This is a genomic window from Lichenicola sp. GTC18331 (genome assembly GCF_055386855.1).
Window position 1 is genome coordinate 2,619,779 of sequence record NZ_AP045015.1, and the last position, 24,187, is coordinate 2,643,965.

Below are 24,187 nucleotides of genomic sequence, written 5' to 3' on the forward strand. Positions count from 1 at the left end.
CCCTCCTAGTGTAACGCGAAGCGTTGGAGGTGATCCTCCAGCGACAGCGCATTTTCGGCCAATTTCAACAAATATTCGCTAGCGCCGTCGAGATCATCACCCCCGATCTCGTAGCAGAGCTCTTCGTGAACATCGTCGGCACCGCCGACGCCCAGCCCGGCTTCTGTCAATTCCGAGGAACCAACGACACCAATGGAACCAACGTGCGCCATTTCCGTATCCAATCGATCACGGTCTACCTCGAATAGCAGCAGTCTGGCGTTGACCCGCTCATGGACTAAGAGATCCACGCCTCGCGAGGCGAGCCAGCGATATTGCGTTAGATCGCGTTGCGCCGGCGGTTTGGTTATGACCGAAACGGTGCCGCTGGAATCGACGACCGCATCGATCAACCTTCCAATCAATCCTACCGGGCTGAAAAGCGTAACGGAGAGACGTGGCGTGACGAGCGCTAAGTTTCGATGGGGCACCAGAACGCGGGCGGCAACCACCTCCCGCAGCAGGCGGGGCTCCGATGTCTTTAGGTAACGGGGGTTTCGATGCGACATGAGCGCGTCGAGACCAGCCGGCGTTTCGCCGATGGCCACCGCAGCCGTTAGGTTTTGCGGCGCCCGTAGTCGGTCTTCTATCGAATGTGAGCCCGCCCGATACCAATACACATCGGCTCCACGGCGCAGGAAGATCGCGCGATAGGCCGTGCCTTGGCGACTGATGTAGCGAATCCAACCGTCCTCGATACCGTGGTAGCGGTGATCATCTGCGTCCGGTTCGAAGTTCCCGTCGGCACCGAGAAGCTTGCTCAAGACGCGCGAAGCGAAATTAGCGTCGCCGTGTTCGATGAGGTCGCGCACGAATTCGCGGCATAGGAAGGTGGCCATCCGTGCCTCACGCTGAGAGGGCGGATTCGGCGAGGCGCGATGGCCTCGCCAGGATGCGAGGCGACGCCGATCTCTGCTCTTCATCAATGAGCGCCGGATAGTTTGGCACGGAATCTTGTCCCATCGAAAGACTTAACACGCATCGGTAAGCAACTCTAGCGGGTAACTCTGTCCGCACAATGCTCTTTGAAATGTTAAGCGTGCGATAGGTCTGAACAAGTTGGCGCAAAAGCGCCAGCTCAGCCTCTCCACCCTCAGCATCGGCGGCCCCCAGCAAGTCCATGCCGCGCCCGATCAGCAACATGAACGACCACGAATCGAGATTCGGAAAATCCGCCTCTCGCAGCGATATGTAAGCCGGACTGAGCAGTTCGTGCCGCAGGGGCCACATAGCGATGCAGGAAGGTCCGCAGTAGCCCTTATCGGCCAGGGCCTTCAGCAGCCTCTCGCCCTTGGCCGTTGGTACGCCGGTTTCAGAAGCGAGTCCTAGCGAGATTGCCCAGGCTTTTCGCCGCGGTAGCGCCTTGGTTAGATAGGGGCCAGAAATCTTTGGTTCGGGACGACTGACCTGGGGTGCTAAGGCGCCACGCGCCTGTCGTAGTCGCCCTGGATCAGGTACGTTGCCAAGCGCCCCCTTTCCCCGGCTGCCTGGGTTGTTCTCCTGCGCCTCTACGTTGATCGCGCTGTAGATGGCGGCGCGCTGATGCGACGACGAGAAATGGCCTTCGAGAAGTGTCCATTTGAACTCAATCATCCGTATTAGGCGCCGCGCGAATTCCTCCGGTTCGAAGCAGGCAGCGAGTGCGTTGAAGAAGATATCCCCGTCAGCCAGGGCCAAACTGTGCATGAAAATGAATTTGGCGCTGCTCCTGAAAGCGTCGCCATCCCCTTGAAGCCTCATCAGCATCCCCAAGGCGTCGCCAGCCTCTAGGACGGCGACCTCACCGCGACGGACATCGACGACGCCGAGGCTGCGCAGCACGTCCAGGATATGCTCATTGTTTCGATCTAACCCCCAACCACTCGGCTTCGAGGAGTGTAGTAGTCGGCTTATATCGGCATAACTTAAGATGTCTCGTCCGGCATAAAGACGTGCAAAATCGTTCAGGCGCTCAAGCGTGTGCTCAAGGCCAACCGAGTAGCCAATCTTCCGGATGAAGACCGAAAATTCCTTAGATGGGACTCTGTCCACCATGGGCTGTCACTCTCGGTCGCATCTGTACAAGAACGGTCCGGCTAGTTGCATGATCTCCCACAAAGCATTGGCCTGCTTCGACAAGCCGTAGAATGTCCCCGAAGTCCGAGAGCTTGGTCCCGCCGATCCGCAGCCCACTAAGAGTCTTGGTTGGGATCCGGCCGATTGCCGCGTTGATGTCGCTCTGAAATGTCAGCCGATGTGACAGCGAGAGATTGACTTGGCTCAGCACACGGTCGTCGACGGCCGACGGCTGCTGGGTGGCGAGAACCAAGGATAGACCAGCATCCCGGCCTCGCTTAACGTACTCCACCAACGCCTCGCGTGCAGGCGACGCCCCGCTATTGGGACAGACCACATGGGCTTCGTCGACGAGTAGCCACACGCGGCTTGGAAACTCGCGATTGGGCTTATCCTTACCGAAGAAATCCGAGACGCGTCGTTGCTGGTGGTAGCGCCCCATGACGATGAAGAGTTGTCGGGCCAAAATGGCAGTGACCAGTGCCTTGTCGTCGTCTCGGAGGTCCCGAAGCATAAAGATATTGCATCGGCCGCCGACAAGGAGGTCTTGAATATTGATTCCATTGGGATCAAACAGCCCAGTGCGGCTGTAGTCCGTCAACCGGTAGATGACTACATTTCGCGAACTCTCCGCCACAGATGCCGACAGGCGACCCTCTCGCAACAGCCGCACCATGTCGTCTAGAGAAAAGTCTTCGCCATCCAGTTTTTCAAGGATCTCGGCCAAGAGGTGGCCCTGTGGACCGTAGACCTCCTGACCCAGCAGGGCGCACCATTCTTCGTGCAGTACGTCGCGGGGGCGTAGCGTTAGCTCTTTTTCGTCGCCGAGAAACTTGGTAGCTCCTTTTGGGACAAACACTGCGGTATCGGCCAATCCATTGGCTCGCAAGTTCCAATCCGCGAGGTCGCCGAGCTGCGGTCGACTGGCATCGCCCTGGGGGGGATACCGCAGGCTCCAAAATTGACTCTGCGTATCGATGAGGAACGTGGCTACGGGGGTGATATTTTGTTGGACAGGCGACGGTTCTTTAAGACGCGCGAGCCCCTCGATGATGATTCCGAGGTCCATGCTCTTGCCGCTTCCCCGCGTGCCGGTGATGTAGATCACGTGAGGAAATTTGGTGTCGAGCCACGCGTCCGCCCCGAGCAAACTCGCGCCGGTTGCGGTCTCCAACACCTTGCCTAGATAGAGAAGGTCGTTCGGGCCAGCAACATCGGCGGCACGGCCGAAGATCAGGTTTTTGCCTTTCGGGCTGTAGTTGTATTTCACTATAGGGTCGAGCGCCACGTAAGGGCTTTGCTCGATGGCCTTCCCGAAAGTTTCAGAGAGCTTGTTCGAGAACGCCATGCGCGTAGTCCTTCCATGCGAGCGTCGTACATCCGCCCCCGGTGCGAAGAGCCAAGATTCGATGAGGCCTCAGCGCGGCGATGAAATGGGCGTGGTTGGCGGCAGCAACGAAGGCAAGGCGCTGCTCCTGCCGCACGGTCTCACGCAGTTTGTGGGCGACGATCCGGGCGGTCAAAGGGTCTAGGTCGGAACAAAATTCATCGATCAACCATACCTGCGCGTCACCAAGAATGAGGTCCGCCAGCATGGCGCGATAGCGCTGGCCGCGGCTGAGCATTTCGAATGGCTTAAGGAAGACCAGGGCCTCGCTCAAGCCCACTCGCGCGAGCGCTTCGAAAGCTCGCTCCGGCCCATGCTTAGTGGCAAGGTATTCGAAGAGCGGTGCGTCTGCCGGGAATGGTGTCAAACGGGCAACCGAATAGGTGGTCGGGATAATCTTTCCATGCATCTCCACCGTGGCGGAATGCCAGCTCGGATCAAGGCGATCTAGAAGGAGGCTTTTGCCGCAGCCGCTCGCGCCCGCGACGAATGTGACCGTTCCGGCCTGAACCGTTAGACTGAGAGGGCCGACGATGCGAGTCCGGACGGTCTTTGTGGTTATGCCGAAGCTGTCCATCACCAGCCGGCTGTGATCTGTCAGGGGGAGATCGTAGTTGGAATGCAGGTCGAGATCGCAAAGCGAAAGTTCTTGGAGAGCATCAAATCGAACCTGCTCGTGCTTTGATGCAATCGCTGTGGCGCCGGCCTTAACGTAAGCATCTGACGCCTCATCAAGTCCGATCATGTAGTAGGGAATTGGCGACCGGATCACTGGGCGTAACGCTAACCACTCGTCGACCGTCATAGCCTTCCATGGGTCGTCATGCTTCAAGACGTCAGCGACCCTTGAACGCAAGGCTTCGAAGCTATCGCCGGTGACGCCACGATAATCCTCGAAGAAGGCATGGTAGCGCCGCTGTAGGCTCATGATTCCCGACGAGCCCTTCGCGCCGTTGTTGATGCTGGCCAAATCCTTGGCCAACCGGGCGCGATTACCCTCGGTGTCGCCGAGATAGTGAAAACCGCAGCTCGACACAAAATCGATGTGCCGTAGCATTTCCGCGGAGATCTCCAGGAAAAGAACTCGCTTGCCACCGATGTGCCATCGCTCGCGCGCGAAGCTGACGGCCGCCTTCACGAGAATTCCAGAAAGGCTACCCCCCCGTAGTTCGGGGTTGACCACAACGCGCGCGATCCGGGCGATGCGGTTGACAAGCGTCTGACCCCCTTTGGCCCAGGACGTCCATGCCACATCGAGGGTCGGATGCTGGAAGGGGCGAGCAAACGCGAGATGGCGAGGCTTAGCCATCATCAGGGGCATCTGAAGTTCGATATAGCCTGCGCTGGTCCATTTGCCTGCGAGCTTTAGTTGCAGCAGGAGAACCGCGCGCCGACCGCCCGTGCCCTTGCGGTGCGCGCCCAGATCCTCGACGTCACCAGAGAGGTCCAAGCCGCGGTAGTGAAATGCCTCCAGAAGGGCGTAATCCCGCAGGTCATCGTCGGTAGAAAGCTCTACCACCCGGCTTTCGACTTGCTCGCCTGCGAACAAGTGTGTGGCATGGAGCGAATAGTAGGGCGAGACTTGGATCTGCGTGTTGTCTTCTCCGACAACCCAAACGCGACGCTCAAGGCCGTCACCGACGATGAGCCGATCCCTTTCGCCTACCATCGCGAAGCGATGCATCGGCAGAATCGTCCGTTCCCCGTTGCGTCCCTCCACCGACACGCGCTTGATGGCGCCTTTCGCCGAGAGCCCGACAACGCGAAGTCCGGCGACCTCATCGGTATCCTTTGTTAGGCGATCTTCAAGTCTTGCCACGTTATTCAATATAACAACCACCCGTCTTTGCACGCTCAGCCCGACCGCGGACCGGTTTTGGTAATGATCCAACCTTACACAAAGTGCGCGTGCCCGACCAGGTCCCCAACATCTAATCCGGTCAGCCGTCGATGCGAAAAATCTGGCGGCATTCGCAGCCGTCACGCGATCTGGTCACTTTGATCGGGATCGGCCGGCCTAAAGAGCTTGCTTTGAAGCGCCACATGGCAAGAAGCGAGACATTGCCCGACATTGCAGCCAAGAACCCCATCAGTGTTGACTCTTGCTTTAAGCAATTGCCCGCAATCCTTTTGCCTTCACGAGATTTAGGAGCTTGAGCGATGGACCATCGGGCCGCTTCTCACCTCGTTCCCACTTGCTGATGGCATCCTTCCGGACGTTCAGGTAGTGCGCGAAGACGGGCTGAGAGACCTGCTCGCGTTCGCGTAGCGCCCGGATTTCCTCTGGGGTGAGCGGCTCGACAGGGGTAAGGCACAGGGCGTCGAACTCACGCATGGTCGCCTTGTCCACGAGCCCAGCTTTGTGGAGGCCGGCCGCGGTCTTGTGGACCGAGGCGAGGATACCACCTTCAACATTGCTCTTCGTCGACGTCATCGCTCTCAACCTCGTTCAATTCGCCGGCGGCCTGAGCCGCCACGAGTTGCTCCTCCGAAAACCCGAGCAGCACGTCCGCCAACTGCTTCAGGGCCTTCAGCTCCTTGGCCGACACATTCGCCTTGTCGCTTTTGGCGAAGCCATGGGCGAAGAAGCTGTGGCTCCCGACCCGAAACAGGATAACCGTTCGGAACCCGCCCGACTTGCCACCGCCTTCCCGGGCGACGCGCTGCTTGAACACGCCGCCGCCGAGATCGGCATCGTAATGGCCAGCCGCGACATCCTGAGCGGCCTGGAACAGCTTGGCGTTGGCTAGGCGCGCCTTTCGCGCAAACCGAGCGAACTCCTTAGTGACGTAGACGCTCATCCCCAGCAGTACCTGCCGAGAACGAATGAGATATAGCTCTTAGAGCTACAGACTGCAAGCCACTTCGACATGGTGTTCTCCCTCTTCCGAGGAACGAACCGGGTGCCCTTCGGACCGATGGGCGAGACCCATATCCAGGGCTCGTTCGATCTCCTCAGCGACCTTGTCAGCCGCCAGGAGCAAAGCCTTGTCGAGGTGAACATAACGCTGCGTGACGCCCCGCCCGGTGTGCCCCAGCAGGCCTGCGATGGTCAGCTCGGAAAACCCGAGGTCTCCGGCCACGCTGGCGAAGGTATGCCGAAGAACGTGGGGTGTGACATCCTCGATCTTGGCGGTTAGGCAGAGACGCTGAAGAACTCGAACGACACCGACGAAGTGGCCATCGCCGGTCTCGCTCGGGAAGACATAAGGGTTCTCCTCCCCGCCAGACGGTTGGGCTAGAAGCAGCTCGAGGGCCGGCTGGCCGATGGCACGGAGCTGGGCGCCGCTCTTGGTCGTGGGAAAGCGCACGCACCGAGCCTCCGGATCGACCCAGGCCCGCTTCAGTGTCAGGACCTCCATCCGACGAAAGCCGGTCAGCAGCATGAGGCGGATCGCCGCCAGCGCGACGGGGCTCTCCTCATCCGCCTGACGGATGGCCCTGCCGAGAGTGGCGATCTCCCCCAGCGACAAGCGGCGCTCGACCTTGTTGTCCGTGCTGACCTTTCGGACGCCCTTCGCCGGGTTGTGGCTGACAAGGTGCAGCCGAGCGGCCTGTTCGAAGATCGTGTGCAGCATCCCGACTGTGCGCCCCGCCACGCCGGCGCCGCCCGTAGTCACGCCGCCGCGGCCCGTTCGGGGTTTGGCCGTCTTGCCAGCGACGACGTCGGCCTGAAAGCGTTCGATGTCGGTAAGCGCTAAGCTCTGGACCTTCCGGTCCCCAAGAAGCGGGCGGACGTGGGTGTCGATCCGGCTGCGATCAAGGGCCAGGGTCTTCTTGGCGATCGGCCGGCGTCGGCGGCCGAGCAGTTCGCCACTCTCTGCCTTTTCAAGATACCAGTCGCAGACCTCTGCCACCGTGGGAGCCGTGCGCGCGGCGTGCTTCTCCGCGACGGGGTCGCCTCCCTGCGCAACACTGCTGAGCTTGTTGCGGGCGAATTTGCGGGCCTCCTCAGCCGTCAACTCAGCTACGGAACCCAGCGTCAGGCGTTTACTCCTGCCTTCGGCGTTTCGGTACTGAATGATGTAGGCGCCCGCGCCGGTCGGCTTGAAGCGAACCCCAAAGCCCCGCAGTTCGTCGTCCCAGGCGACAACGTCTTTCTTGGAGTTGGGCGCGGTTTCGTCATCTCCGGGCGCGTCTTCGTCGGCCTTTTTAGGGCGAAGGGTGTCGACGAGTCGCTTTGTGATCCTTGCCATCGCCTGCCTGCTCTGGTCTGCTTGCCCGATCGGCATCATAGCACACGGGTAAGCATCGGGTAAGCAGGAAGGAGAAAAGCACGGCGAAGGCTGGCGCACCCTATCGTGGTTATCTCATTGAAATCGTGGTTATCTCATTGAAGATATGAATGTATTCCATGAAGCGCGAAGCACATCGTATCGAAGAGTAGGGTCTGCCGCCTCTTGCCAAGGTTGGGGTCGTGGGTTCGAATCCCATCGCCCGCTCCAATTTCTCCTAACTCTGTCAAGGAGTTAGTTGAGACGGTTCACATGTCTTTGTGGACGAAAGCGGACAGATCGAACCACAACAGTACTATGCGATTTGGGCCAGGGCTGGACAAAGCTATGTCGCCCTTAGGACTGCCTCCGTCATGAGGTCAGCGCCGAGAGATGCATATCGGCGAGCCGGCTTTTGCGGGTTCCAGCCGCCAAGACGCATCAGCGTTGTCAGGTCGCATCCCGTCATCACCATCCAGTTCGCCCAGTGGTGTCGCTGTCCGTAAGGCGTCAAGTTCACGATGCTGGTTGCTGTTCACGCATGCCGGCGCACTGCGATGATCGGATTTCCGCCGGTTCTCCTGGAGTCTGGAGAAGAGCCGCCCGAAGCAAACAGAAGAACGTGGCCGTCGTGCGGGCGCTTCAGTTCGATCCACAGATCCCTGACCGCCGCTGCTCTGTGCGGACGATCGGAATGGACCGCTTCGGTATCCGTGTCGCCACCCACTTTATCCGCATGTTCAACGAGCTGGTCAGCGGCACCACGCCTTTGCCGGCGTGTCCCTCGCTTTGCACATTACGGCCCCGACAACGTGGAATTGAGTGGTCTGCGTCGTCCCAGAGAAGGAGCAAACGAGAAAGGGATCCATGCGTGGGTCCAAATCCCAGCGGTCCATGTTGCCGTCAGGAACAGGTATCAGATCGGCCATCTCGGCCGGTGGTCCATCGTAGACCGAGACGTTCGCCAGCGGATGCCTGCCCTGTGCATCGGTGATGCTGGACGGACACGCCACGGGCGCGGCGGCAGCGCAGGACAGCGCGGCGAAAACCAGGGCAGCTTTAGCGACCCTCCTCGATCCCATGGAACGCGTCCCATCGCCTCTCTCGGCACCATAGAACCGAAACCGAAAGGCGCGCTGACGGACCGGCTTGTTTCCCTGTGTTGTAAGGCGCGCGGCATATCGTTTTTCGGACGGCTAGGCAGGCTCCCGACGCACGGCCGCGAAGGGGGGAAGGCGCCGAAACGGACCGGGGGCGCGCCGAGGCGGCATGCGACGCGCGTAGCCGGGATCGGACAGGAAGCGGCCGAGGACGCTTTCCAGCAGGGTCCGCGTTTCCGCGCTCTCGTTCAGGCACCGTCCCATCGACACGCCGCCATGTGCGCGAAGAAAATAATCCTCGATGATCGCAGGCTGCTGCTCCAGACCGTAATCCAGAAGATCCTTGCCGGGATCGAGATGAAACAGATAGGCGTTCGCGTATCGGAAACGATGCCGGATTGCTTCGCGCAGTGCGGATGCGGCCAGATTTAGCACGCCGTTCTGATGCTGCCAGACATGCACGCTCTCGTGAATGAACAATCGCTTCGCCGCGATCGCGCCAACGAGAAATCGATCTCGTGACCGTTCGGCAGGTAGATATTGCCCCGGAAGGACATGTTGCCGAACGCCTTGATCGCAGCGAGGCCACGATCGAACACGCTGACCGCTGCATAGTCGATCGACGTTCCGAACAGGCTGCGTGCCAGGGCGATCTCGCCGGTGGTGAGGGGGCGCCGGGCCATGCGTCACCCGTTCTCCACCAGGGCTGCCATGGAGCGTTCGGCCCAATGGCGACGCACGCGCCGGAACAGCCGCCTGAGGCCGACCAGAAGGGCGGCGATCAGCGCCGTTCCAGGCAAAGGGATGGCGTAGGCTGCTGCGATGAAGGCGGTTTCTCGTTTGGAAAGGTTTCGTTTTACCCATGCAGGCATCGGAATGGCGCTGCATGATTTCCGCACGCGTCCGAGGATCGTGCGTACCTGCGCCGCCAAAATCGCGAGCGGTTCGGAAGGTGTCGCGGCACGAATGGTCATGGCGGCTGTCCAAGACGATGCCTCGGGCGCCGCCACCGTCCGGACGAGGGGCACGGAGCGTTTGTCGAGCATGGCTGACCTCAATGTCCGCCGTAAGGCGGCCTGTGATGGAACGAGGATGTCTCCCGAGCAGGGGACGGTACGGTCGCTCAACAACAGGGAATTATGGTCCGCATAGGCATCTCCGCCGACGTGCTCGACGTTATTCCACGCCCATTTTGAGGTCAACGGAATTAAAACGAATAATCCCGTGGAATGCGATCGTTCATGTGTCCGCAATCCGAGCCGCCGCTTCGTACCTGTTCTACTCCCTCTTGTTCAGGTCGGGGCTTTTGCCGAGGGCTTCGAGTTCGGCGATTCTGGTCCTTGTCTTGTCGATGATGCAATCCGTTCGCACCATTCGGCCCAACGTCCCGTCGTCGGGTCCGTAATCCAGCACGGCGCAATCCGCGTCCCTGAATGCGATCCAGGCCCGCTCGGCCGTCTTCAGTTTCGCAGTCGTGACTGGGTCCGTTGTCAGCTTTGCCAGGAGCGTCGCATAGATCGCGTTCAGCGCCCGGTTCCGCCGTTCGAGTTCCTGGCCCTGACAGGCGAACAGCGCTGGGTCGATGCCGTCCGCAGCCTTCATGCACGACCGATAATCGTCGGCGCGAACCGGCGTGCCGACGATCGAAACGGCGGCGATCAGAACGGTTCCGATCGCCGCCGCACGCATCACTTCGCCAGCGCGTAGAGCACTCGCACCCAGCTCCGCGTTCCCTTGTGGAAACTGGTCAGGTCGTATTTCTCGTTCGGCGAATGGATGCGGTCGTCGGATTTGGCGAAGCCGATCAGCAGGCTGTCCATGCCGAGCGCTTCCTGAAGGTCCTTCACCACCGGGATCGAGCCGCCGCTGCCGACCACGGCGGCGTCCTTCCCCCATTCGGCGGTCAGCGCGCCCAGAGCGGCCTTCAACTCGGCGCCGTCGATCGGCAGGGCGCTGGCGCGCGAGCCACCATGTTCGTGGAACTCGACGCTGCAGTCGGCCGGGATACGCGCCCGCACATGGGCGCGGAACGCGGCGCGGACCTTCTCCGGGTCCTGGCCGGCCACCATGCGGAACGACACCTTGGCCTGCGCCTTGGCGGGCAGCACGGTCTTGAAACCCTCGCCTCCATAGCCGCCGGTGATGCCGTTGATCTCGCAGGTCGGGCGCGCCCAGGTTTGTTCGAGCGCGGTGTATCCCTGCTCGCCGGCGGGGATGTTCAGGCCCACCGGCCCCAACAGTGCCGCATCGTCTCCGCACAGACGCGCCCATTCGGCGCGGACCGAGGCGGGCGGGTCTTGGACGCCGTCATAGAAGCCGGGCAGGGTGATGCGGCCGGTCTCGTCGCGCAGGGAGGAAAGCACGTCCACCAGCAGATGCAGCGGATTGCGGGCGGCATTGCCGTAGAGCCCGGAATGGAGATCGCGATCGGCACAGGAGATGGTGATCTCCTCGCCGACCAGGCCGCGCAGCATGGTGGTGATGGCCGGCACGCCGCCATCGAGCATGTTGGTGTCGCAGACCAGGGCGATATCGGCGCCGAGTTCGTCGCGATGGGCGTCCAGGAACGGGCGCAGGCTGGGGCCGCCGCTTTCCTCCTCGCCTTCCAGCAGAACGGTGATGTCGAGCGGATAGGAGCCGTCCGCGGCGCGGATCGCCCGCAGCGCCTCGATGAAGGTCATCACCTGGCCTTTGTCGTCGGACGCGCCGCGCGCGACGATCCAGCGCTCGCCGTCCGGCGCATCCACCATCACCGGATCGAACGGGCCGCTGGTCCAGAGTTCGAGCGGGTCCACCGGCTGCACGTCGTAATGGCCATAGAAAAGCACGTGCGGACGCCTGGCGCCGTCGCGCTGCCGGTGATGCGCGACCACGATCGGCAGGCCGGGCGTTTCCCGCACCGCGCTCTCGAAGCCGAGCCCGGCCAGATCGTCGCTCAGCCAGCGTGCGGTGCGGCGGCAATCCTCGGCGTGCTCCGGCTGGGTGGAGATGCTGGGAATGCGCAGCAGCGCGAACAGCCGCTCCAGGCTCGCCTCGAGCTGGCTATCGACGATGGAAAGGGCGTGTGTGGGATCGGTGGCGGTCATGCCCGGCATGGTGCATCCAAACCGGGCCGCGACGGAAGGGGCCGTCCCCCCGGACGGTCAGGCCGCGCCGTTGGCGGCCTGCTCGGCCGCTGCCGCCGCATTGGCGGCGCGCTTGCCCTGCCAGAAGGCGATGAAATCGAACGGTTGCAGCAGCACGGGCGGGAAACCGGCTTCGCGTGTGATGTCGGCAAGCTGGGCGCGGGCGAACGGAAACAGCAGGCGCGGGCATTCGGCGAACAGCACCGGCTCCACCGCCTCGGGCTCGACGTTCTGCAGCGTGAAGATGCCGGAATAGGCGAGTTCGACCACGAAGGCGACCGGGGGGGCTTCCTGGCCGGGCACGGGCTGGTTCACGTGCCCGGTGCAGTGCATCAACAGGGTCACTTCCCAGGTCGGGCGGTGTTCTTCCGCGCGACGGGCCTGCACGTCGATGCCCAGCGTGATGTGCGGACGCATGGAGTTGATCGCGGCATAGATCGCCGGCGCACCCGGCACCTGGAAGGTCATGCCGCGCACATACTGGGTGATCAGCACCAGCGGCGGCCCGGATTGCGCGGCCCCTGCCACGGACTGGCCCGCATCCGCTCCACCGGGATAGGCACCGCCGGAAACGGTGTGCATCGCTGAGTCTGACATGGCGGCGGTCTTCATGCGGTTTCGCCCCGGAGCATATCCCAGCCCAGCGCGGCCTGCGAGGGCAGGCGGCCGGGCGATGTTTCCGAGGCAGAAGAGCGCGCAGGCCTGTCGTTGCCGACGGACGCTCGGGGGGGATCGGCGCTACGGTTCCGACATGTGCGGGCGGCGTCATTCGCCATTCCCGCTCCCATGGCGGCGACGGGGCGGTCGGCCGCCGAGGAAGCAGCGTGTCAGCCTTGCCAGCCGAGGCCGAGGCTTTTCTCGATCGCCACGAAATCGGTGGTGAGCACGGCCTGCGCCTCCGCCAGGGCCTGCTGCGCCGCGACGCGCTGGCGTTCGGTGTCGAGCGTGTCGATCAGGCTGGCCGTGCCGCCGGCGAAGCGCTTGCGTTGCAGGGCGGCGGCCCGGTCGGCGGCGTCCTGCTCGTGCCGGAGCACCGCCACGCGGCTGCGCTGTTCGGTGTAGCGGGCGAGGGAGGTTTCCGCGTCGTCCAGGGCGCGCAGGACGGTGCCGCGATAGGTCGCCTCCGCTTCGCCGAGGCCGGCTTTGGCCTGATCGACCTTGGCGCGCGTGCGGCCGAAATCGAACGGCTTCCATTGCAGGGTCGGCAGCACCAGCGCGAGCAGGTTCGATCCCGCGAACAACGTGCCGGCATCGGTGGAGGCAAAGCCCAGATTGCCGGTGAAGCCGAGCTTGGGGAAGTAGTCGGCAATCCTTTGGCCGATCTCGGCGTTCTGTGCCGCCACGTCGCGTTCCGCCGCGCGGATGTCGGGGCGACGTCGCAGCAAGGAAGCCGGATCGCCCACGGCGAGCGATTGCGGTGGTGCCGGGACTGCAACGTCGGCGTCTCCGGCGACCGCCAGGGTCGCATCCAGGGCGCCGGGGCTTTCTCCGCACAGGATCGCCAGACGGTCGAGCTGTTCGGCGATCGTGCTGCGCAGCGGCGACAGGCCGGACACGGTGTCCTGAAGCTGTGCATCGAGACGCGCCACGTCGAGATCCGATGCCGTGCCGCCCACGGCGCGTTTTCGGGTGAGGTCGAGCATGCGGGACTGCAGGGCGGCGCTTTGGGTGAGCAGATGCAGACGATGCTGGGCGTCCCGCAAGGAAATGTAAGCCCGCGCGACGTCGCTGCTCAGCGACACGCCGGTATCGGCAAGATCGAATTCCCGCGCCTGCGCGCGCGCGCCGGCGGCTTCCAGCGCGCGTTTCTGCCCGCCGAACAGATCAGCCTCCCAGCTCGCATCGAAGCCGATATCGTAGAGATCGAGATCGGACGCGAGCAGACCGCCACCGCCGCCATGGGCATGCAGATAGACCGCGCTCGCATCGTCGCTCGGCAGCAACGCCGCCCGGGCGCCGGCGCGTGTGGCCCGCGCTTCCCGCACTCTGGCGCGCGCCGCATCGAGATCGGGATTGTTCCGCATCGCCGCCGCCTCGATCCGGTCCAGGGTCGGATTGCCGAGGACGGTCCACCACGCGGCGGCCGCCGGTTGCGGCGTCGGGGCGGTCCCGGCCCGGACGAAGCGCGTCGCATGGTCCGCCGTCATGGGCGGAGGGCCGGTGTAATCCGGGCCGACCGTGCATCCAGCCAGAACCATCGCCGCGGCCATCGCGGCGCTCCGGAGCGTGAGGCCGTTCATCGGACCGTTCCGGGACGGCGCAGGAGAAACACCAGGGGAAACGACAACAACAGCGCGGCGCCGAGCACGAAGAACGAGTCGGAATAGGTCATCACCAAGGCCTGGGTCCGGGTCTGCGCAGCGAGGCTGGCAAGAGCCTGGGTGTGGGCATAGGCCGGGTCTGAACCGCCGCCCCCGAAGGCGGCCGCCATCCGGTCGATCCGCATCTGCACCAGGGGCGCGTTGGCTTTCAGCGTTTCGCGGATCGTGTCGACGTGGAATTCCTGTCGGCGATCAATGAAGATGCCGAGACCGGCGAGACCCAGCGAGCCGCCCAGATTGCGCGCCATGTTGTAGAGACCGGCCGCATCCGGCGCGTCCTCCCGGCTGACCGCGCCGACGGAGGCCTGGTTCAGCGGCATCATCGCCAGGATCTGTCCCATGCCGCGCAGGAACTGCGACCAGACGAACGCGCTGCCGTCGTCCTGTGGCGAGAGACGTGTGTCGAGAAAGCAGCTAGCGGCGAAACAGATCAGCCCGACGCTGACCATGAGCCGCAGCGGCACGCTGGCGAGGAGCTTCGGCAGAACCGGCATCAGCAGAATGGCGGGAATGCCGGACAGAAACAGGATGCGTCCGGATTGCGCCGCGTTGTAGCCGGCCACGTTGGTGAGGAATTGCGGCAGCACGTAGAGAATGCCGTAGAGACCGGAGCCGACCGTGACCACGATGACGATCACGCTGGCATAACTCCGATTGAGCAAGAGACGCAGCTTGATCACCGGCTGCGCCGCCGTCGCCTGCGCCGCGATCAGCAGCGCGAAGCCGAGCCCGCAGACGAAGGACAGCCAGCAGATCAGGTCGGACTCGAACCAGCGCTCGCGCTGGCCTTCTTCCAGAACCACGGTGAGGGTCGAGAGAAAGGTGGCCAGCCCGGCGATGCCGAGCCAGTCGGCGCGCACGAGCAGATCCCAGCGTGGCGCGGTATGCTGCAGGCCGAGCAGAAGCAGGGTGACGAGCGCCACTGCGACCGGAAGGTTGATGAAGAAGCACCATTGCCACGCGATGGTTTCGGTCAGCCAGCCCCCCAGCACCGGCCCGATCAACGGTCCCAGCAGCACGATCAAGCCGAAGATGGTCATGCCCAGCGGCATCTGCCGTGCGGGCAGCCGGGTGCGAATGATGGTCTGCGCGGTGGGAATGAGCGCGCCGCCGGTGAAGCCCTGGCCGACCCGGCCGACGATCATGCTGGGCAGGCTGTGCGAGAAACCGCACAACACCGAGAACAGCGTGAACAGCACGGCGCAGCCGAGCAGCAGGCTGCGCAAACCGAGCACGCGCGTCAACCAGGCGGTGAGGGGGATGATCACCACCTCCGACACCAGATAGCCGGTGGAGATCCAGGTGCCTTCGGTACCGCTGGCGCCGATCTCGCCCTGGATCTGCGGCAGGGCGGAATTGACGATGGAGATGTCGAGCGAGGCCAGCAGCGCGCCGAGCGCGCCGGCGAACACGGCGATCCAGTCGCCGACACTGGCGCTTTCCGTATCGGGCGCCGCGAGTGTGGCGCTCATCGCGCCGTCTGCCGCGTGTCGATGGTCGCGGTGACGGACAGGCCCGGAACCAGGCTTCGCAGCTGCGCTTCGTCCGCCAGCAGGCGGAGGCGGACCGGCACGCGCTGCACGATCTTGGTGAAATTGCCGGTGGCGTTCTCCGGCGGCAGCAACGCGAATTGAGAGCCGGTGCCGGGGGCGAAGCTGTCCACCACCGCGCGCAGGTCCCGCCCGTCCAGAGCGTCGACGCTGATTGTCGCGGGCTGGCCGACACGCATGCCTTCGAGCTGGGTTTCCTTGAAATTGGCGACCACATAGACGTCCCGCACCGGCACGATCGTCAGCAGCCGCGTGCCGGGCTGCACATATTGGCCGACGCGCACGGTGCGGTCCCCGACACGCCCGGCGATGGCGGCGCGGATCGCCGTATTGCCCAGATCGATCCCGGCTTCATGGATGGAAGCGTCGCTGGTGCCGAGCTGGGCCTGGGCCTGTTCGACCTGTGCGCGCAACGTCTCGACACGTCGTTTGGCCGCATCCAAAGCGGCCCGATCGCCGGCCAGCGTCGCCTCGGCGCGGTCGCGCTGGTTCTTCATGTCGGAGGCGCGTTCGGCGGTTTCGGCGCCCTCCGCGGCAAGGCCGCGATAGCGTGCGGCTTCGTCGGCGGCGTGACGCAGATCGACCTGATCGCCCGCGACCTTGGCCTGTGCCTGCGCGACGGCGGCGCCCTGCTGCGCCAGCGTGGCCTCCGCGACGTCGATATCGGCCTGCCTGGTCTTGCGCATCGCCGTCTGCTGGATCAGCACCGCGCGGTAGTTCTCGGGATCGACCCTGACCAGCACCTCGCCTGCCGCCACGTCCTGGTTGTCGCCGACCAGCACGGCGGAGACGTAGCCGGAGATCTTGGGTGCCACGGTGACGGAATCCGCACGCAGATAGGCATCGTCGGTGCTGCGCAGGAACCGTCCTGTGGTCCACCAATGAACGCCGTAGGCGATCGCGGCAACCAGAACGGCGGCGAGGGCGATGGAGAAAACGAGACGTCGGATCGGCGGGCGACGGCGGGGCGTCTCCGGGGAAGCGGCAATGGCCAACGAACACGTCCTGATGTATACCGAGTGGACGACATGACGACGATGCAGATGTTTGTCAACTGGAATACATTAAGGCCGAGGATGCCGTCATGAGCGGTGCGATGCGTGCGGAGGGGCCGAGGCGTCGGCCTCCTGCCGGCGGCTATGCGCGGGGCGAGGAGGTGCGGGCCCGTATCGTCGTCGCCGCACTCGCTCGTTTCGCCGCCGATGGCTACGAGCGTGCCTCGACGCGCCGTATCGCCGAGGATGCAGGGGTGAACCCGCCAGCGCTGCAATATTATTTCGCGGGCAAGGAGGGGCTGCACCAGGCCTGTGCCGAGTCGCTGGCCGCTGAGGTGCTGTCGACGCTGGCCCCCGTGTTCGCGATCATGGATGCGGTGCAGCCGGGCGATCCCGACGCCGCGGTGGACGGGGTCGTGGCGCTGGCCACCGCGTTGATGGACATGCTTCTGCCGAAAGACGCTTCGGCGCCGAACGCACGCTTCATGGCGCGCGGGCTGGGCGAGGAAGGCACGCTGCCGGCCTATAGCTGGATGCGTGAGACCACCGGCGTGGCGCTGAACGAACGAGCGCGGCGCATGGTGGCGATCGCGACCGGCGCGTCAGCCGACGACCCGCTGACGCGTGTCCGCACCATGGCATTGATGGCGCCGGTGAAGGCGTTTCATGTCGGCCGCATCGAGGTGCAGCGTCGGCTGGGATGGCCGGATCTCGCAGGCGAGCGCCTGGAGATGGTCAAGCAGGTCACGGCCGAGCAGATCCGCGCCACGCTGGCCGCATTGCGGCCAGCCCGGGAGGTCTAGCGGCTCAGTAGGCGTAGGCCGGCGCCGGAGGTAGCGGGACCGGCGCGCCGGGATACACCACGGTCGGCGGGCGCGGCGGCATCGGCACCAGCAGGCCGGGTGCGTAGGAACCCGCGACATCCGGGGTGGAATAGCTGACGATGGCCGGCATCGCGATCAGGTTGCCGCTGGCCCGCGTGCACTGCGCATAGGCAGCGTCGTAGTTGGTCTGGAACGCGGCATTGGAGTTGGCGGCGGCGCTCGTGCCGGCGCTGGCGCCGAGCAGCAGGCCGGACCCGCCGCCGATCGCGGCGCCGATGCCCGGATCGCCGACGGCGGCGCCGATCACTACGCCAGCGACCGCGCCCAGGATGGTGCCGAGGGCAGCACTGCCTGCGCCGCTGCGATTGGCCGCCTGCGCGGGCGTCAGTCCGCCATTGGCCTGGGTGGCGAGCGCGCGGCAATGCGCGTCGTCGGCTGCGAACTGGGCCGCGGTCTTGCCGGGTCCGGGCTGCGCCAGAATGCTGGGACCGGGCGGCGGCGCCACCGTGCAGGCCGAGAGGAGAACGGTACCGGCCAGGCAGGCGGTTAAGGCGAATGAGCGCATCGGGAGCTCCGAACGGGCGACGTTCCGTCTTCTATCCCGGTCCGAACGCCCCGGGGAGCGGCAAAAGGGTAACACCGGCCGCATTCCATGCGCTGAGAACAAACCAGCTTTCCATTCCGCCTGCCGATTGACACTGGCGCTTCGGATAAGGGTGTCTAGGATGCCCGACCATGAACCGCCACGCATCCCTGCCGAGCCTCGCTGTGCGTGCGTTCGGCCGTCTTGCGGCCTTCCCGTCGCTTCCGGCGTCCCTTCGACTTCCCAGCCCCTGAGCGGGTGGCCGTTCGACCGATCCCGGTCGCGGCGCGTTCAGGGGAAGCGATCAGCGGGCCCGCCGCGAAGGGCCCATGGACAATCCATTTCCGCGCGCCCGCCCAGAGAGGCAGCGGCGCCGATCCATTCGGGACGCCATCATGAGCATCGACCATCCGAGCTTCGGCCGTATCGACTCCAACCGTGTCATCATCTTCGACACCACGCTGCGCGACGGCGAGCAGTCGCCCGGCTTCTCCATGAACATCACCGAGAAGCTGCGCATGGCGCACGCTCTGGCCGAGCTGGGCGTGGATGTGATCGAAGCCGGCTTTCCCGTCGCGAGCCCGGGCGATTTCGACAGCGTGAAGCAGATCGCCGAGCAGGTGCGCGGTCCGGTGATCTGCGGTCTGGCCCGCACCGGCGGACGCGAGGACATCCAGCGCGCCGGCGAGGCGATCCGCGGTGCAGAGCGCTCGCGCATCCACAACTTCATCTCCACCTCGCCGCTGCACATGAAGTACAAGCTGCGCATGGAGCCGGAAACGGTTCTGGAGCTGATCACCAAGGGCAACGAGGCCGCGCGCCAGTTCACCGACGACGTGGAGTGGTCGGCCGAGGACGGTTCGCGCACCGAGCCGGATTTCCTGTGCCGCTGCGTTGAAGCCGCCATCAAGGCCGGCGCCACCACCATCAACATCCCCGACACGGTGGGCTATGCCACGCCGGAGGACATGGTCCGCATCTTCCGCATGGTGCGCGAGCGCGTGCCGGGTGCCGACGAGGTGATCCTGTCGGCGCACAACCACAACGATCTGGGTCTGGCCGTGGCCAACACGGTGGCCTCGGTCCAGGCCGGCGTGCGTCAGATCGAGTGCACCATCAACGGCATCGGCGAGCGCGCCGGCAATGCGGCGCTGGAGGAGATCGTCATGGCGCTGCGCACGCGCCAGGACGTGATGCCGTTCACCAACAACATCCGCACCACCGACCTGCTGAAGCTGTCGCGCATGCTGGCGCAGATCACCGGCTTTGACGTGCAGCCGAACAAGGCGATCGTCGGCCGCAACGCCTTTGCGCATGAAAGCGGCATCCATCAGGACGGCATGCTGAAGAACGCGCAGACCTACGAGATCATGACGCCGGAAAGCGTCGGCTGGACCAAATCCTCGCTGGTTCTGGGCAAGCATTCCGGCCGTGCCGCCTTCCGCGACAAGCTGGCGGCTCTGGGCTACGGCGATCTGGGCGAGAACCAGATCCAGGATGCGTTCGCGCGCTTCAAGCACCTCGCCGACCACAAGAAGGTGGTCTACGACGAGGATCTGGTGGCGCTGGTGGATGACGAGCAGCGCGACCATGCCCGCATCCGCTTCATCGGGCTGGATATCAGCGGCGGTTCGCGCCGTCCGTCCCGCGCGGAGCTGGAACTGGAGATCGACGGCGAGACCCGCTCCGCCGACGTGACCGGCACCGGCCCGGTGGATGCCGCCTTCAACGCCGTGCGCGCTCTGTTCCCGCATGAGGCGACGCTGGTGCTGTTCTCCGTCGGCGCCGTGACCGAGGGGACGGATGCGCAGGCACGCACCACCGTGCGTCTGGAAGAGAACGGCAAGATGGTGGACGGGCAGGGTGCCGATACCGACACCATCGTGTCCGCCGTGCGCGCCTACGTGCATGCGCTGAACAAGCTGCTGGTGAAGCGCGCCCGTACCGAGCCGGAAGCGCTCTCCGCCTGAGACCGGGATGGGCGCGGTTCCGGCCGCGCCCAGTCCAGGCGATCATCGGCATCGGACGGTTTGCGCAGGCCGTCCGCGCGGGAGATCATGCGCGATGACCGCGACCGACCCCACCCTGGCTGCCCTTCGTCGCGGCGATCTGGCCGGGGCGCGCACGCTGACCTTGCGCGACGGCCTGCGGGAGTTCCCGCCGGAGATCATGGGGCTGGCGGACACGCTGGAGGTGCTGGACCTCAGCAACAACGCGCTGTCCGCGCTGCCGGACGATCTCGGCCGTCTGCATCGTCTGCGCGTGCTGTTCTGTTCCGGCAATCGCTTCGAGCGGTTACCCCCGGCGTTGGGCGATTGCCCCGGGCTCGGTCAGGTCGGGTTTCGCGATGCCGGATTGCGGGAGATTCCGGCGGAATCGCTGCCGCCGAAACTGCGTTGGCTGACCGTGACGGGGAATTCCCTGCATGATCTGCCGCGTGCGATCGGCGAGCGGCCGCTGCTGCAGAAACTGATGCTGTCCGGCAACCAGCTTTCCCGACTGCCGGACAGCCTGGCCGGTGCACCTTCGCTGGAGCTGCTGCGTCTGTCGGCAAACCGGTTCGAGGCTTTGCCGCCCTGGATCGGCGATCTGCCGCGCATGGCCTGGCTGGCCTGGGCAGGGAACCCGATGGATGCCGTTCGCGCCCAGGATGCGCGCACCATTCCGTGGGAGCGCCTGTCGCTGTCCGGGCTTCTGGGCGAAGGCGCGTCGGGCCGCGTGTTCCACGCCGACTGGCAGGACGGCACCGAATCGCGCCCGGTCGCGGTGAAGCTGTTCCGGGGCGCCATGACCAGCGACGGCCTGCCGGAACGCGAGATGGAGGCGTGTCTCCTGGCCGGAGACCATCCGCATCTCGCCGGCGGTCTGGGCCGGATCACCGGCCATCCGGACGATGCGCAGGGGCTGGCGATGCGCCTGCTGCCGGAGGGCTGGCGGGCTCTGGCGGGGCCGCCGAGCCTGGAGAGTTGCACGCGCGACGTCTATGCGCCGGGTTCGACGTTCACCGCCGAGGCGGTGCTGCGTCTGGTCCATGCCGTGGCCTGTGCTGGCGCGCATCTGCATACGGCCGGCCTGTCGCATGGCGATCTCTACGCGCACAATACGCTTTGGGACGGCTCTCGCGGCGAGGCCGTTTTGAGCGATTTCGGTGCCAGCGCCTCTTTGCCGCCATCCGGAACGTTGCGCCGGGCACTGGAAGGCATGGATGTGCTGGCCTGGGCGATCCTGGCCGGCGAATTGCTGGACCGATGCGCCGATACCGTGCCTCTGCAGGGTTTGCTCGATGCCTGTACGAACCCGGTCGCCGACCAAAGACCGAGCTTCGCTTCTCTCGGGCTTGGGCTTCAGGATTTGGCGGGTTGACCCGCTCGTCTACCGGGTCGTGCTGAACGGCGATGGCTGGCCGCCGAGTTCGGAGACCGTGCTGCCGCTGTTGACCAGGGAGAAACTCCGCCTGCCGATGCGTACGGCGACGCGGCTCGACGGCTCGAACCCCATGCCGGAAAGGTCGATCTCGAAGCCGTGGCACCCGTCGCCGATGGCAGACGCCAGCAGGTCGGGTCGCAGATGGTTGGCCATCGCTTCCGCGACGGCCACGCCATCGCGCAGGATGGTCACCGGAACCGGATGCGGCATGTGCTTCTGGCGGGCCCAGCCGGACAGGATGGTGCCTTCGATCCGGTCCACGTAGCCTTCGAATTCGCGTTTCGCCGTATCGACATAGGCAGGGCGGTTCGGCTCCACGAGCTTTGCTAGAGCGGCGAGCTTCCTTTTCGACTTGGGAAGCTCCAGCCCGCAGAACGAGAAGAGTTGCCGGATGAACGTCTCCGGCATCGAGATGGCTTTTTCGTAGCTCACCAGCAGCACCGGACACGCGGCCGATGCAGCGTATCGGATCAGATCGTGCAGGTCGGACGCCGCATCTTCTAGGGCGCTCGTCGCTTCGAGCTGCTCGGAGAGCGCGTTGCGTTCGGCGATGGCGACCGGGTCGCGCACCGTCAGGATCAGATGCGGGTTTCGGAACTGTCGGATCAGGTCCTGGCCTTGCTGGTGCAGATGCGGCCGTTTGAAGCCCCAGACCGGATGACGTGCATTCCGCTTTTTCAACAGGCCGGACAGCACGCTTGGCTGGTAGGAGCCGCTTTCCAGCATCAGCGCGACGGCACTGTCCTCGAACACGACGTCATCGAGATTGTCGCCGAGATAGACGCCGGCGGCGAGAAGAACACGGGCGACCATGCTGGTGCCCGATCGAGCCACCCCGGAGATGATCAGAGTGCGCGGCGCATCCGCGTCGACGACGGCGTCTTTTTCTCCCTCATGGAGATGCATGACGCCCTTGTTCAGCAAATCCATGAAGCAGAAACTCAATACCGATATGCGATTATGACTGTTATATAATCGATATTTCGGCCTAACAATCGATTCCGGGCGCTCGAAATGTTACGACGCAAACGCCCGGAATGATGGACTTTACTTCGGCGCGGCGGTCCCGGCCGGGCAAGCGGTGAACTTGCCCTTCGCGTCCCGGCAAGGCTGCTTCTTTGCTGCCGGTGCCGGGCAAGTCACGAACTTGCCCTTGGCATCGCGGCACGGTGCCGCCATCGCCGGCGCCAGGGTGGCGAGCGGGGCGGACAAAGCGAGGCAAAGACCGACGGCGACCGAGATCCGTTTCATGAGCGAGCTTCCTGTTCAGTCCTGGCGCTCGAATGCGCCGGCGATGGTCAGCTTAACATCGTCTCCGACCAGCGGAACATAAGTCTTCACGCCGAACGCACTGCGGCTGATCTCGCCGGTGGCGGCAAAACCGACGGTGTATTTCTTGTCGAGCGGATTGATTCCCGCGCCGACGAACCGGACGGAAAGGGTTTCGGGCTGCGACACGCCGTGCAGGGTCAGGGTGCCGGCGACGGTGGCCGTATCCTTGCCGGTCCGCGTCACTTTGCTGGATACGAAATGCGCGGTCGGGAAGCGGGCGGTATCGAACCAGTCCGCGCCCTTCAGCTCGCCGTCCAGCTTGGTGCTGGTGGTCAGCACGCTGTCCACAGGAATGGTGACATCGAGCCTGTCGCGCGACGCGTCGGCCTTGTCGAGCACGAGCGTGCCGCTCACGCCTGAGAAGACGCCGGAGTAGTACGAGAAGCCCAGATGCATCAGGGTGAACCCGATCTGGGTGTGTCCCGGCTCCACCTGGAAGGTGCCGTCCTTTACCTGTGCCGGCACATGCGTCGCGTCCTGGGCGGAGGCGGTGTGAAGACCGAGGCCGGGGGCCAAAAGAGTGCCGGCGACGAGGCCTGCGGCGATCGCGAACGACTTCATGAATTTGAATCCTTGAAAGGGAAAGGTCAGGTGGACAGCTTGCCGGCGAGCGTCGCGACATGCTCGCCCAGGAAGCGCGCACCGTCCTTCTCTACATCGCTCACCGCACGAGACCCGTCCGCGCCGGCGAGGGTGCTGGCACCATAAGGGGTACCGCCCATCACCGTGTCGACGCCGAGTTGGCCTGCGAAGCTGTAAGGCAGTCCGGTCACCACCAGTCCGTGATGCAGCAGATTGGTCAGGATGGAGAACAGCGTGGTTTCCTGGCCACCGTGCTGGCTGGCCGTGGACGTGAAGGCAGCGCCCACCTTGCCGACCAAGGCTCCACTCGCCCAAAGCCCGCCGGTGCGGTCCCAGAAATTCGCCATCTGTGACGAGATGCGGCCGAAGCGCGTGCCGGTACCGACGATGATGGCATCGTAATGGGCCAGATCGCCCGGCTCGGCGATCGGCGCGCTCTGCTCCATCTTGAAATGGCTCGAGCGCGCGACCGCATCGGGAACCAGTTCAGGCACGCGCTTGATGTCCACCTCGGCGCCGGCCTTGCGAGCGCCCTCCGCCACGGCTTCCGCCATGGTTTCGATATGGCCGTAGCTGGAATAGTACAGCACCAGGACTTTTGCCATGAGCTTGCTCCGTTCGGTCGGGCGCTTCGTTCGGCCGGATGCCGCGGAT

At 64.4% G+C, this 24,187-nt stretch carries 25 protein-coding genes; 3 read left to right on the plus strand and 22 right to left on the minus strand.

Translation table 11 applies throughout. From position 1 onward, the window contains the following. Positions 1-5: 5 nt before the first annotated feature. The 17 genes from ACZ5BM_RS11995 to ACZ5BM_RS12075 all read right to left on the minus strand — a co-directional run bounded on the left by ACZ5BM_RS11995 (position 6) and on the right by ACZ5BM_RS12075 (position 16,786). On the minus strand, positions 6-878 hold the full coding sequence (locus tag ACZ5BM_RS11995) for a hypothetical protein (protein ID WP_498908244.1): 873 nt from the start codon (positions 876-878) through the stop codon (positions 6-8). A gap of 7 nt (positions 879-885) precedes the next feature. Continuing rightward, positions 886-2,073 carry a hypothetical protein gene (locus ACZ5BM_RS12000; protein ID WP_498908245.1) on the minus strand — a complete coding sequence of 396 codons (1,188 nt, stop codon included), beginning with the start codon at positions 2,071-2,073 and terminating at the stop codon, positions 886-888. Beyond that, entirely contained in the window at positions 2,051-3,442 is a 1,392-nt protein-coding gene (locus ACZ5BM_RS12005) for an ATP-binding protein (RefSeq protein WP_498908247.1), read from the minus strand. The genes ACZ5BM_RS12000 and ACZ5BM_RS12005 overlap by 23 nt, the downstream gene beginning before the upstream one ends. Beyond that, positions 3,417-5,300 (minus strand): ATP-binding cassette domain-containing protein, encoded by a 1,884-nt coding sequence (locus tag ACZ5BM_RS12010; RefSeq protein WP_498911607.1) that lies wholly within the window; start codon positions 5,298-5,300, stop codon positions 3,417-3,419. Before ACZ5BM_RS12010 ends, ACZ5BM_RS12005 begins: the two co-directional genes overlap by 26 nt. Positions 5,301-5,588: 288 nt before the next feature. Then, positions 5,589-5,915, minus strand: a complete 327-nt coding sequence (locus ACZ5BM_RS12015; protein WP_498908248.1) for a helix-turn-helix domain-containing protein — start codon at positions 5,913-5,915, stop codon at positions 5,589-5,591. After that, positions 5,890-6,282, minus strand: coding sequence for a type II toxin-antitoxin system RelE/ParE family toxin (locus ACZ5BM_RS12020; protein ID WP_498908249.1), 393 nt, complete (start codon positions 6,280-6,282; stop codon positions 5,890-5,892). Before ACZ5BM_RS12020 ends, ACZ5BM_RS12015 begins: the two co-directional genes overlap by 26 nt. Before the next feature lie 45 nt (positions 6,283-6,327). After that, a complete protein-coding gene (locus tag ACZ5BM_RS12025; protein ID WP_498908251.1) occupies positions 6,328-7,677 on the minus strand; it encodes a site-specific integrase in 1,350 nt (449 codons plus the stop codon). Between the two features lie 770 nt (positions 7,678-8,447). Beyond that, the gene (locus ACZ5BM_RS12030) at positions 8,448-8,777 is read right to left on the minus strand and encodes an STY0301 family protein (protein ID WP_498908252.1); all 330 of its coding nucleotides are present in this window, start codon (positions 8,775-8,777) and stop codon (positions 8,448-8,450) included. 114 nt (positions 8,778-8,891) lie between these two features. Next, a complete protein-coding gene (locus ACZ5BM_RS12035) occupies positions 8,892-9,230 on the minus strand; it encodes a hypothetical protein (protein WP_498908253.1) in 339 nt (112 codons plus the stop codon). Further along, the gene (locus ACZ5BM_RS12040) at positions 9,224-9,478 is read right to left on the minus strand and encodes a hypothetical protein (protein WP_498908254.1); all 255 of its coding nucleotides are present in this window, start codon (positions 9,476-9,478) and stop codon (positions 9,224-9,226) included. Before ACZ5BM_RS12040 ends, ACZ5BM_RS12035 begins: the two co-directional genes overlap by 7 nt. A gap of 3 nt (positions 9,479-9,481) precedes the next feature. After that, complete coding sequence (locus ACZ5BM_RS12045) at positions 9,482-9,841, minus strand: hypothetical protein (protein WP_498908255.1); 360 nt, start codon at positions 9,839-9,841, stop codon at positions 9,482-9,484. Between the two features lie 232 nt (positions 9,842-10,073). After that, a complete protein-coding gene (locus tag ACZ5BM_RS12050; protein WP_498908256.1) occupies positions 10,074-10,484 on the minus strand; it encodes a lysozyme inhibitor LprI family protein in 411 nt (136 codons plus the stop codon). Further along, positions 10,484-11,881, minus strand: coding sequence for a dipeptidase (locus ACZ5BM_RS12055; RefSeq protein ID WP_498911609.1), 1,398 nt, complete (start codon positions 11,879-11,881; stop codon positions 10,484-10,486). Before ACZ5BM_RS12055 ends, ACZ5BM_RS12050 begins: the two co-directional genes overlap by 1 nt. Before the next feature lie 57 nt (positions 11,882-11,938). Further along, on the minus strand, positions 11,939-12,517 hold the full coding sequence (locus ACZ5BM_RS12060; RefSeq protein ID WP_498908257.1) for a protein-export chaperone SecB: 579 nt from the start codon (positions 12,515-12,517) through the stop codon (positions 11,939-11,941). 230 nt (positions 12,518-12,747) lie between these two features. Continuing rightward, entirely contained in the window at positions 12,748-14,160 is a 1,413-nt protein-coding gene (locus ACZ5BM_RS12065; protein ID WP_498908259.1) for an outer membrane factor lipoprotein domain-containing protein, read from the minus strand. Beyond that, positions 14,157-15,713, minus strand: coding sequence for an MDR family MFS transporter (locus ACZ5BM_RS12070; RefSeq protein WP_498908260.1), 1,557 nt, complete (start codon positions 15,711-15,713; stop codon positions 14,157-14,159). Before ACZ5BM_RS12070 ends, ACZ5BM_RS12065 begins: the two co-directional genes overlap by 4 nt. Beyond that, the gene (locus tag ACZ5BM_RS12075) at positions 15,710-16,786 is read right to left on the minus strand and encodes an HlyD family secretion protein (protein WP_498908262.1); all 1,077 of its coding nucleotides are present in this window, start codon (positions 16,784-16,786) and stop codon (positions 15,710-15,712) included. The genes ACZ5BM_RS12070 and ACZ5BM_RS12075 overlap by 4 nt, the downstream gene beginning before the upstream one ends. Before the next feature lie 89 nt (positions 16,787-16,875). On the opposite strand from ACZ5BM_RS12075, the gene ACZ5BM_RS12080 reads away from it, so the two are divergent. Then, positions 16,876-17,589 carry a CerR family C-terminal domain-containing protein gene (locus ACZ5BM_RS12080; protein WP_498908264.1) on the plus strand — a complete coding sequence of 238 codons (714 nt, stop codon included), beginning with the start codon at positions 16,876-16,878 and terminating at the stop codon, positions 17,587-17,589. Positions 17,590-17,593: 4 nt separating this feature from the next. On the opposite strand, the gene ACZ5BM_RS12085 is transcribed toward ACZ5BM_RS12080, so the two are convergent. Beyond that, positions 17,594-18,175, minus strand: a complete 582-nt coding sequence (locus ACZ5BM_RS12085; protein WP_498908265.1) for a glycine zipper family protein — start codon at positions 18,173-18,175, stop codon at positions 17,594-17,596. Between the two features lie 413 nt (positions 18,176-18,588). Here ACZ5BM_RS12085 and ACZ5BM_RS12090 point away from each other — a divergent pair, with 413 nt between their 5' ends. Both ACZ5BM_RS12090 and ACZ5BM_RS12095 read left to right on the plus strand, forming a co-directional pair. Then, positions 18,589-20,163 (plus strand): 2-isopropylmalate synthase, encoded by a 1,575-nt coding sequence (locus tag ACZ5BM_RS12090; protein WP_498908267.1) that lies wholly within the window; start codon positions 18,589-18,591, stop codon positions 20,161-20,163. A gap of 94 nt (positions 20,164-20,257) precedes the next feature. Continuing rightward, entirely contained in the window at positions 20,258-21,556 is a 1,299-nt protein-coding gene (locus tag ACZ5BM_RS12095) for a leucine-rich repeat-containing protein kinase family protein (RefSeq protein WP_498908268.1), read from the plus strand. 9 nt (positions 21,557-21,565) lie between these two features. Here ACZ5BM_RS12095 and ACZ5BM_RS12100 read toward each other — a convergent pair whose 3' ends face one another. The 4 genes from ACZ5BM_RS12100 to wrbA all read right to left on the minus strand — a co-directional run bounded on the left by ACZ5BM_RS12100 (position 21,566) and on the right by wrbA (position 24,138). Further along, the gene (locus tag ACZ5BM_RS12100) at positions 21,566-22,549 is read right to left on the minus strand and encodes a sulfotransferase (protein WP_498908269.1); all 984 of its coding nucleotides are present in this window, start codon (positions 22,547-22,549) and stop codon (positions 21,566-21,568) included. A gap of 117 nt (positions 22,550-22,666) precedes the next feature. After that, a complete protein-coding gene (locus ACZ5BM_RS12105) occupies positions 22,667-22,870 on the minus strand; it encodes a hypothetical protein (protein ID WP_498908270.1) in 204 nt (67 codons plus the stop codon). 15 nt (positions 22,871-22,885) lie between these two features. Then, the gene (locus ACZ5BM_RS12110) at positions 22,886-23,512 is read right to left on the minus strand and encodes a YceI family protein (protein ID WP_498908271.1); all 627 of its coding nucleotides are present in this window, start codon (positions 23,510-23,512) and stop codon (positions 22,886-22,888) included. 26 nt (positions 23,513-23,538) lie between these two features. Then, positions 23,539-24,138 carry an NAD(P)H:quinone oxidoreductase gene (gene wrbA / locus ACZ5BM_RS12115; protein WP_498908272.1) on the minus strand — a complete coding sequence of 200 codons (600 nt, stop codon included), beginning with the start codon at positions 24,136-24,138 and terminating at the stop codon, positions 23,539-23,541. Positions 24,139-24,187: the final 49 nt, after the last annotated feature.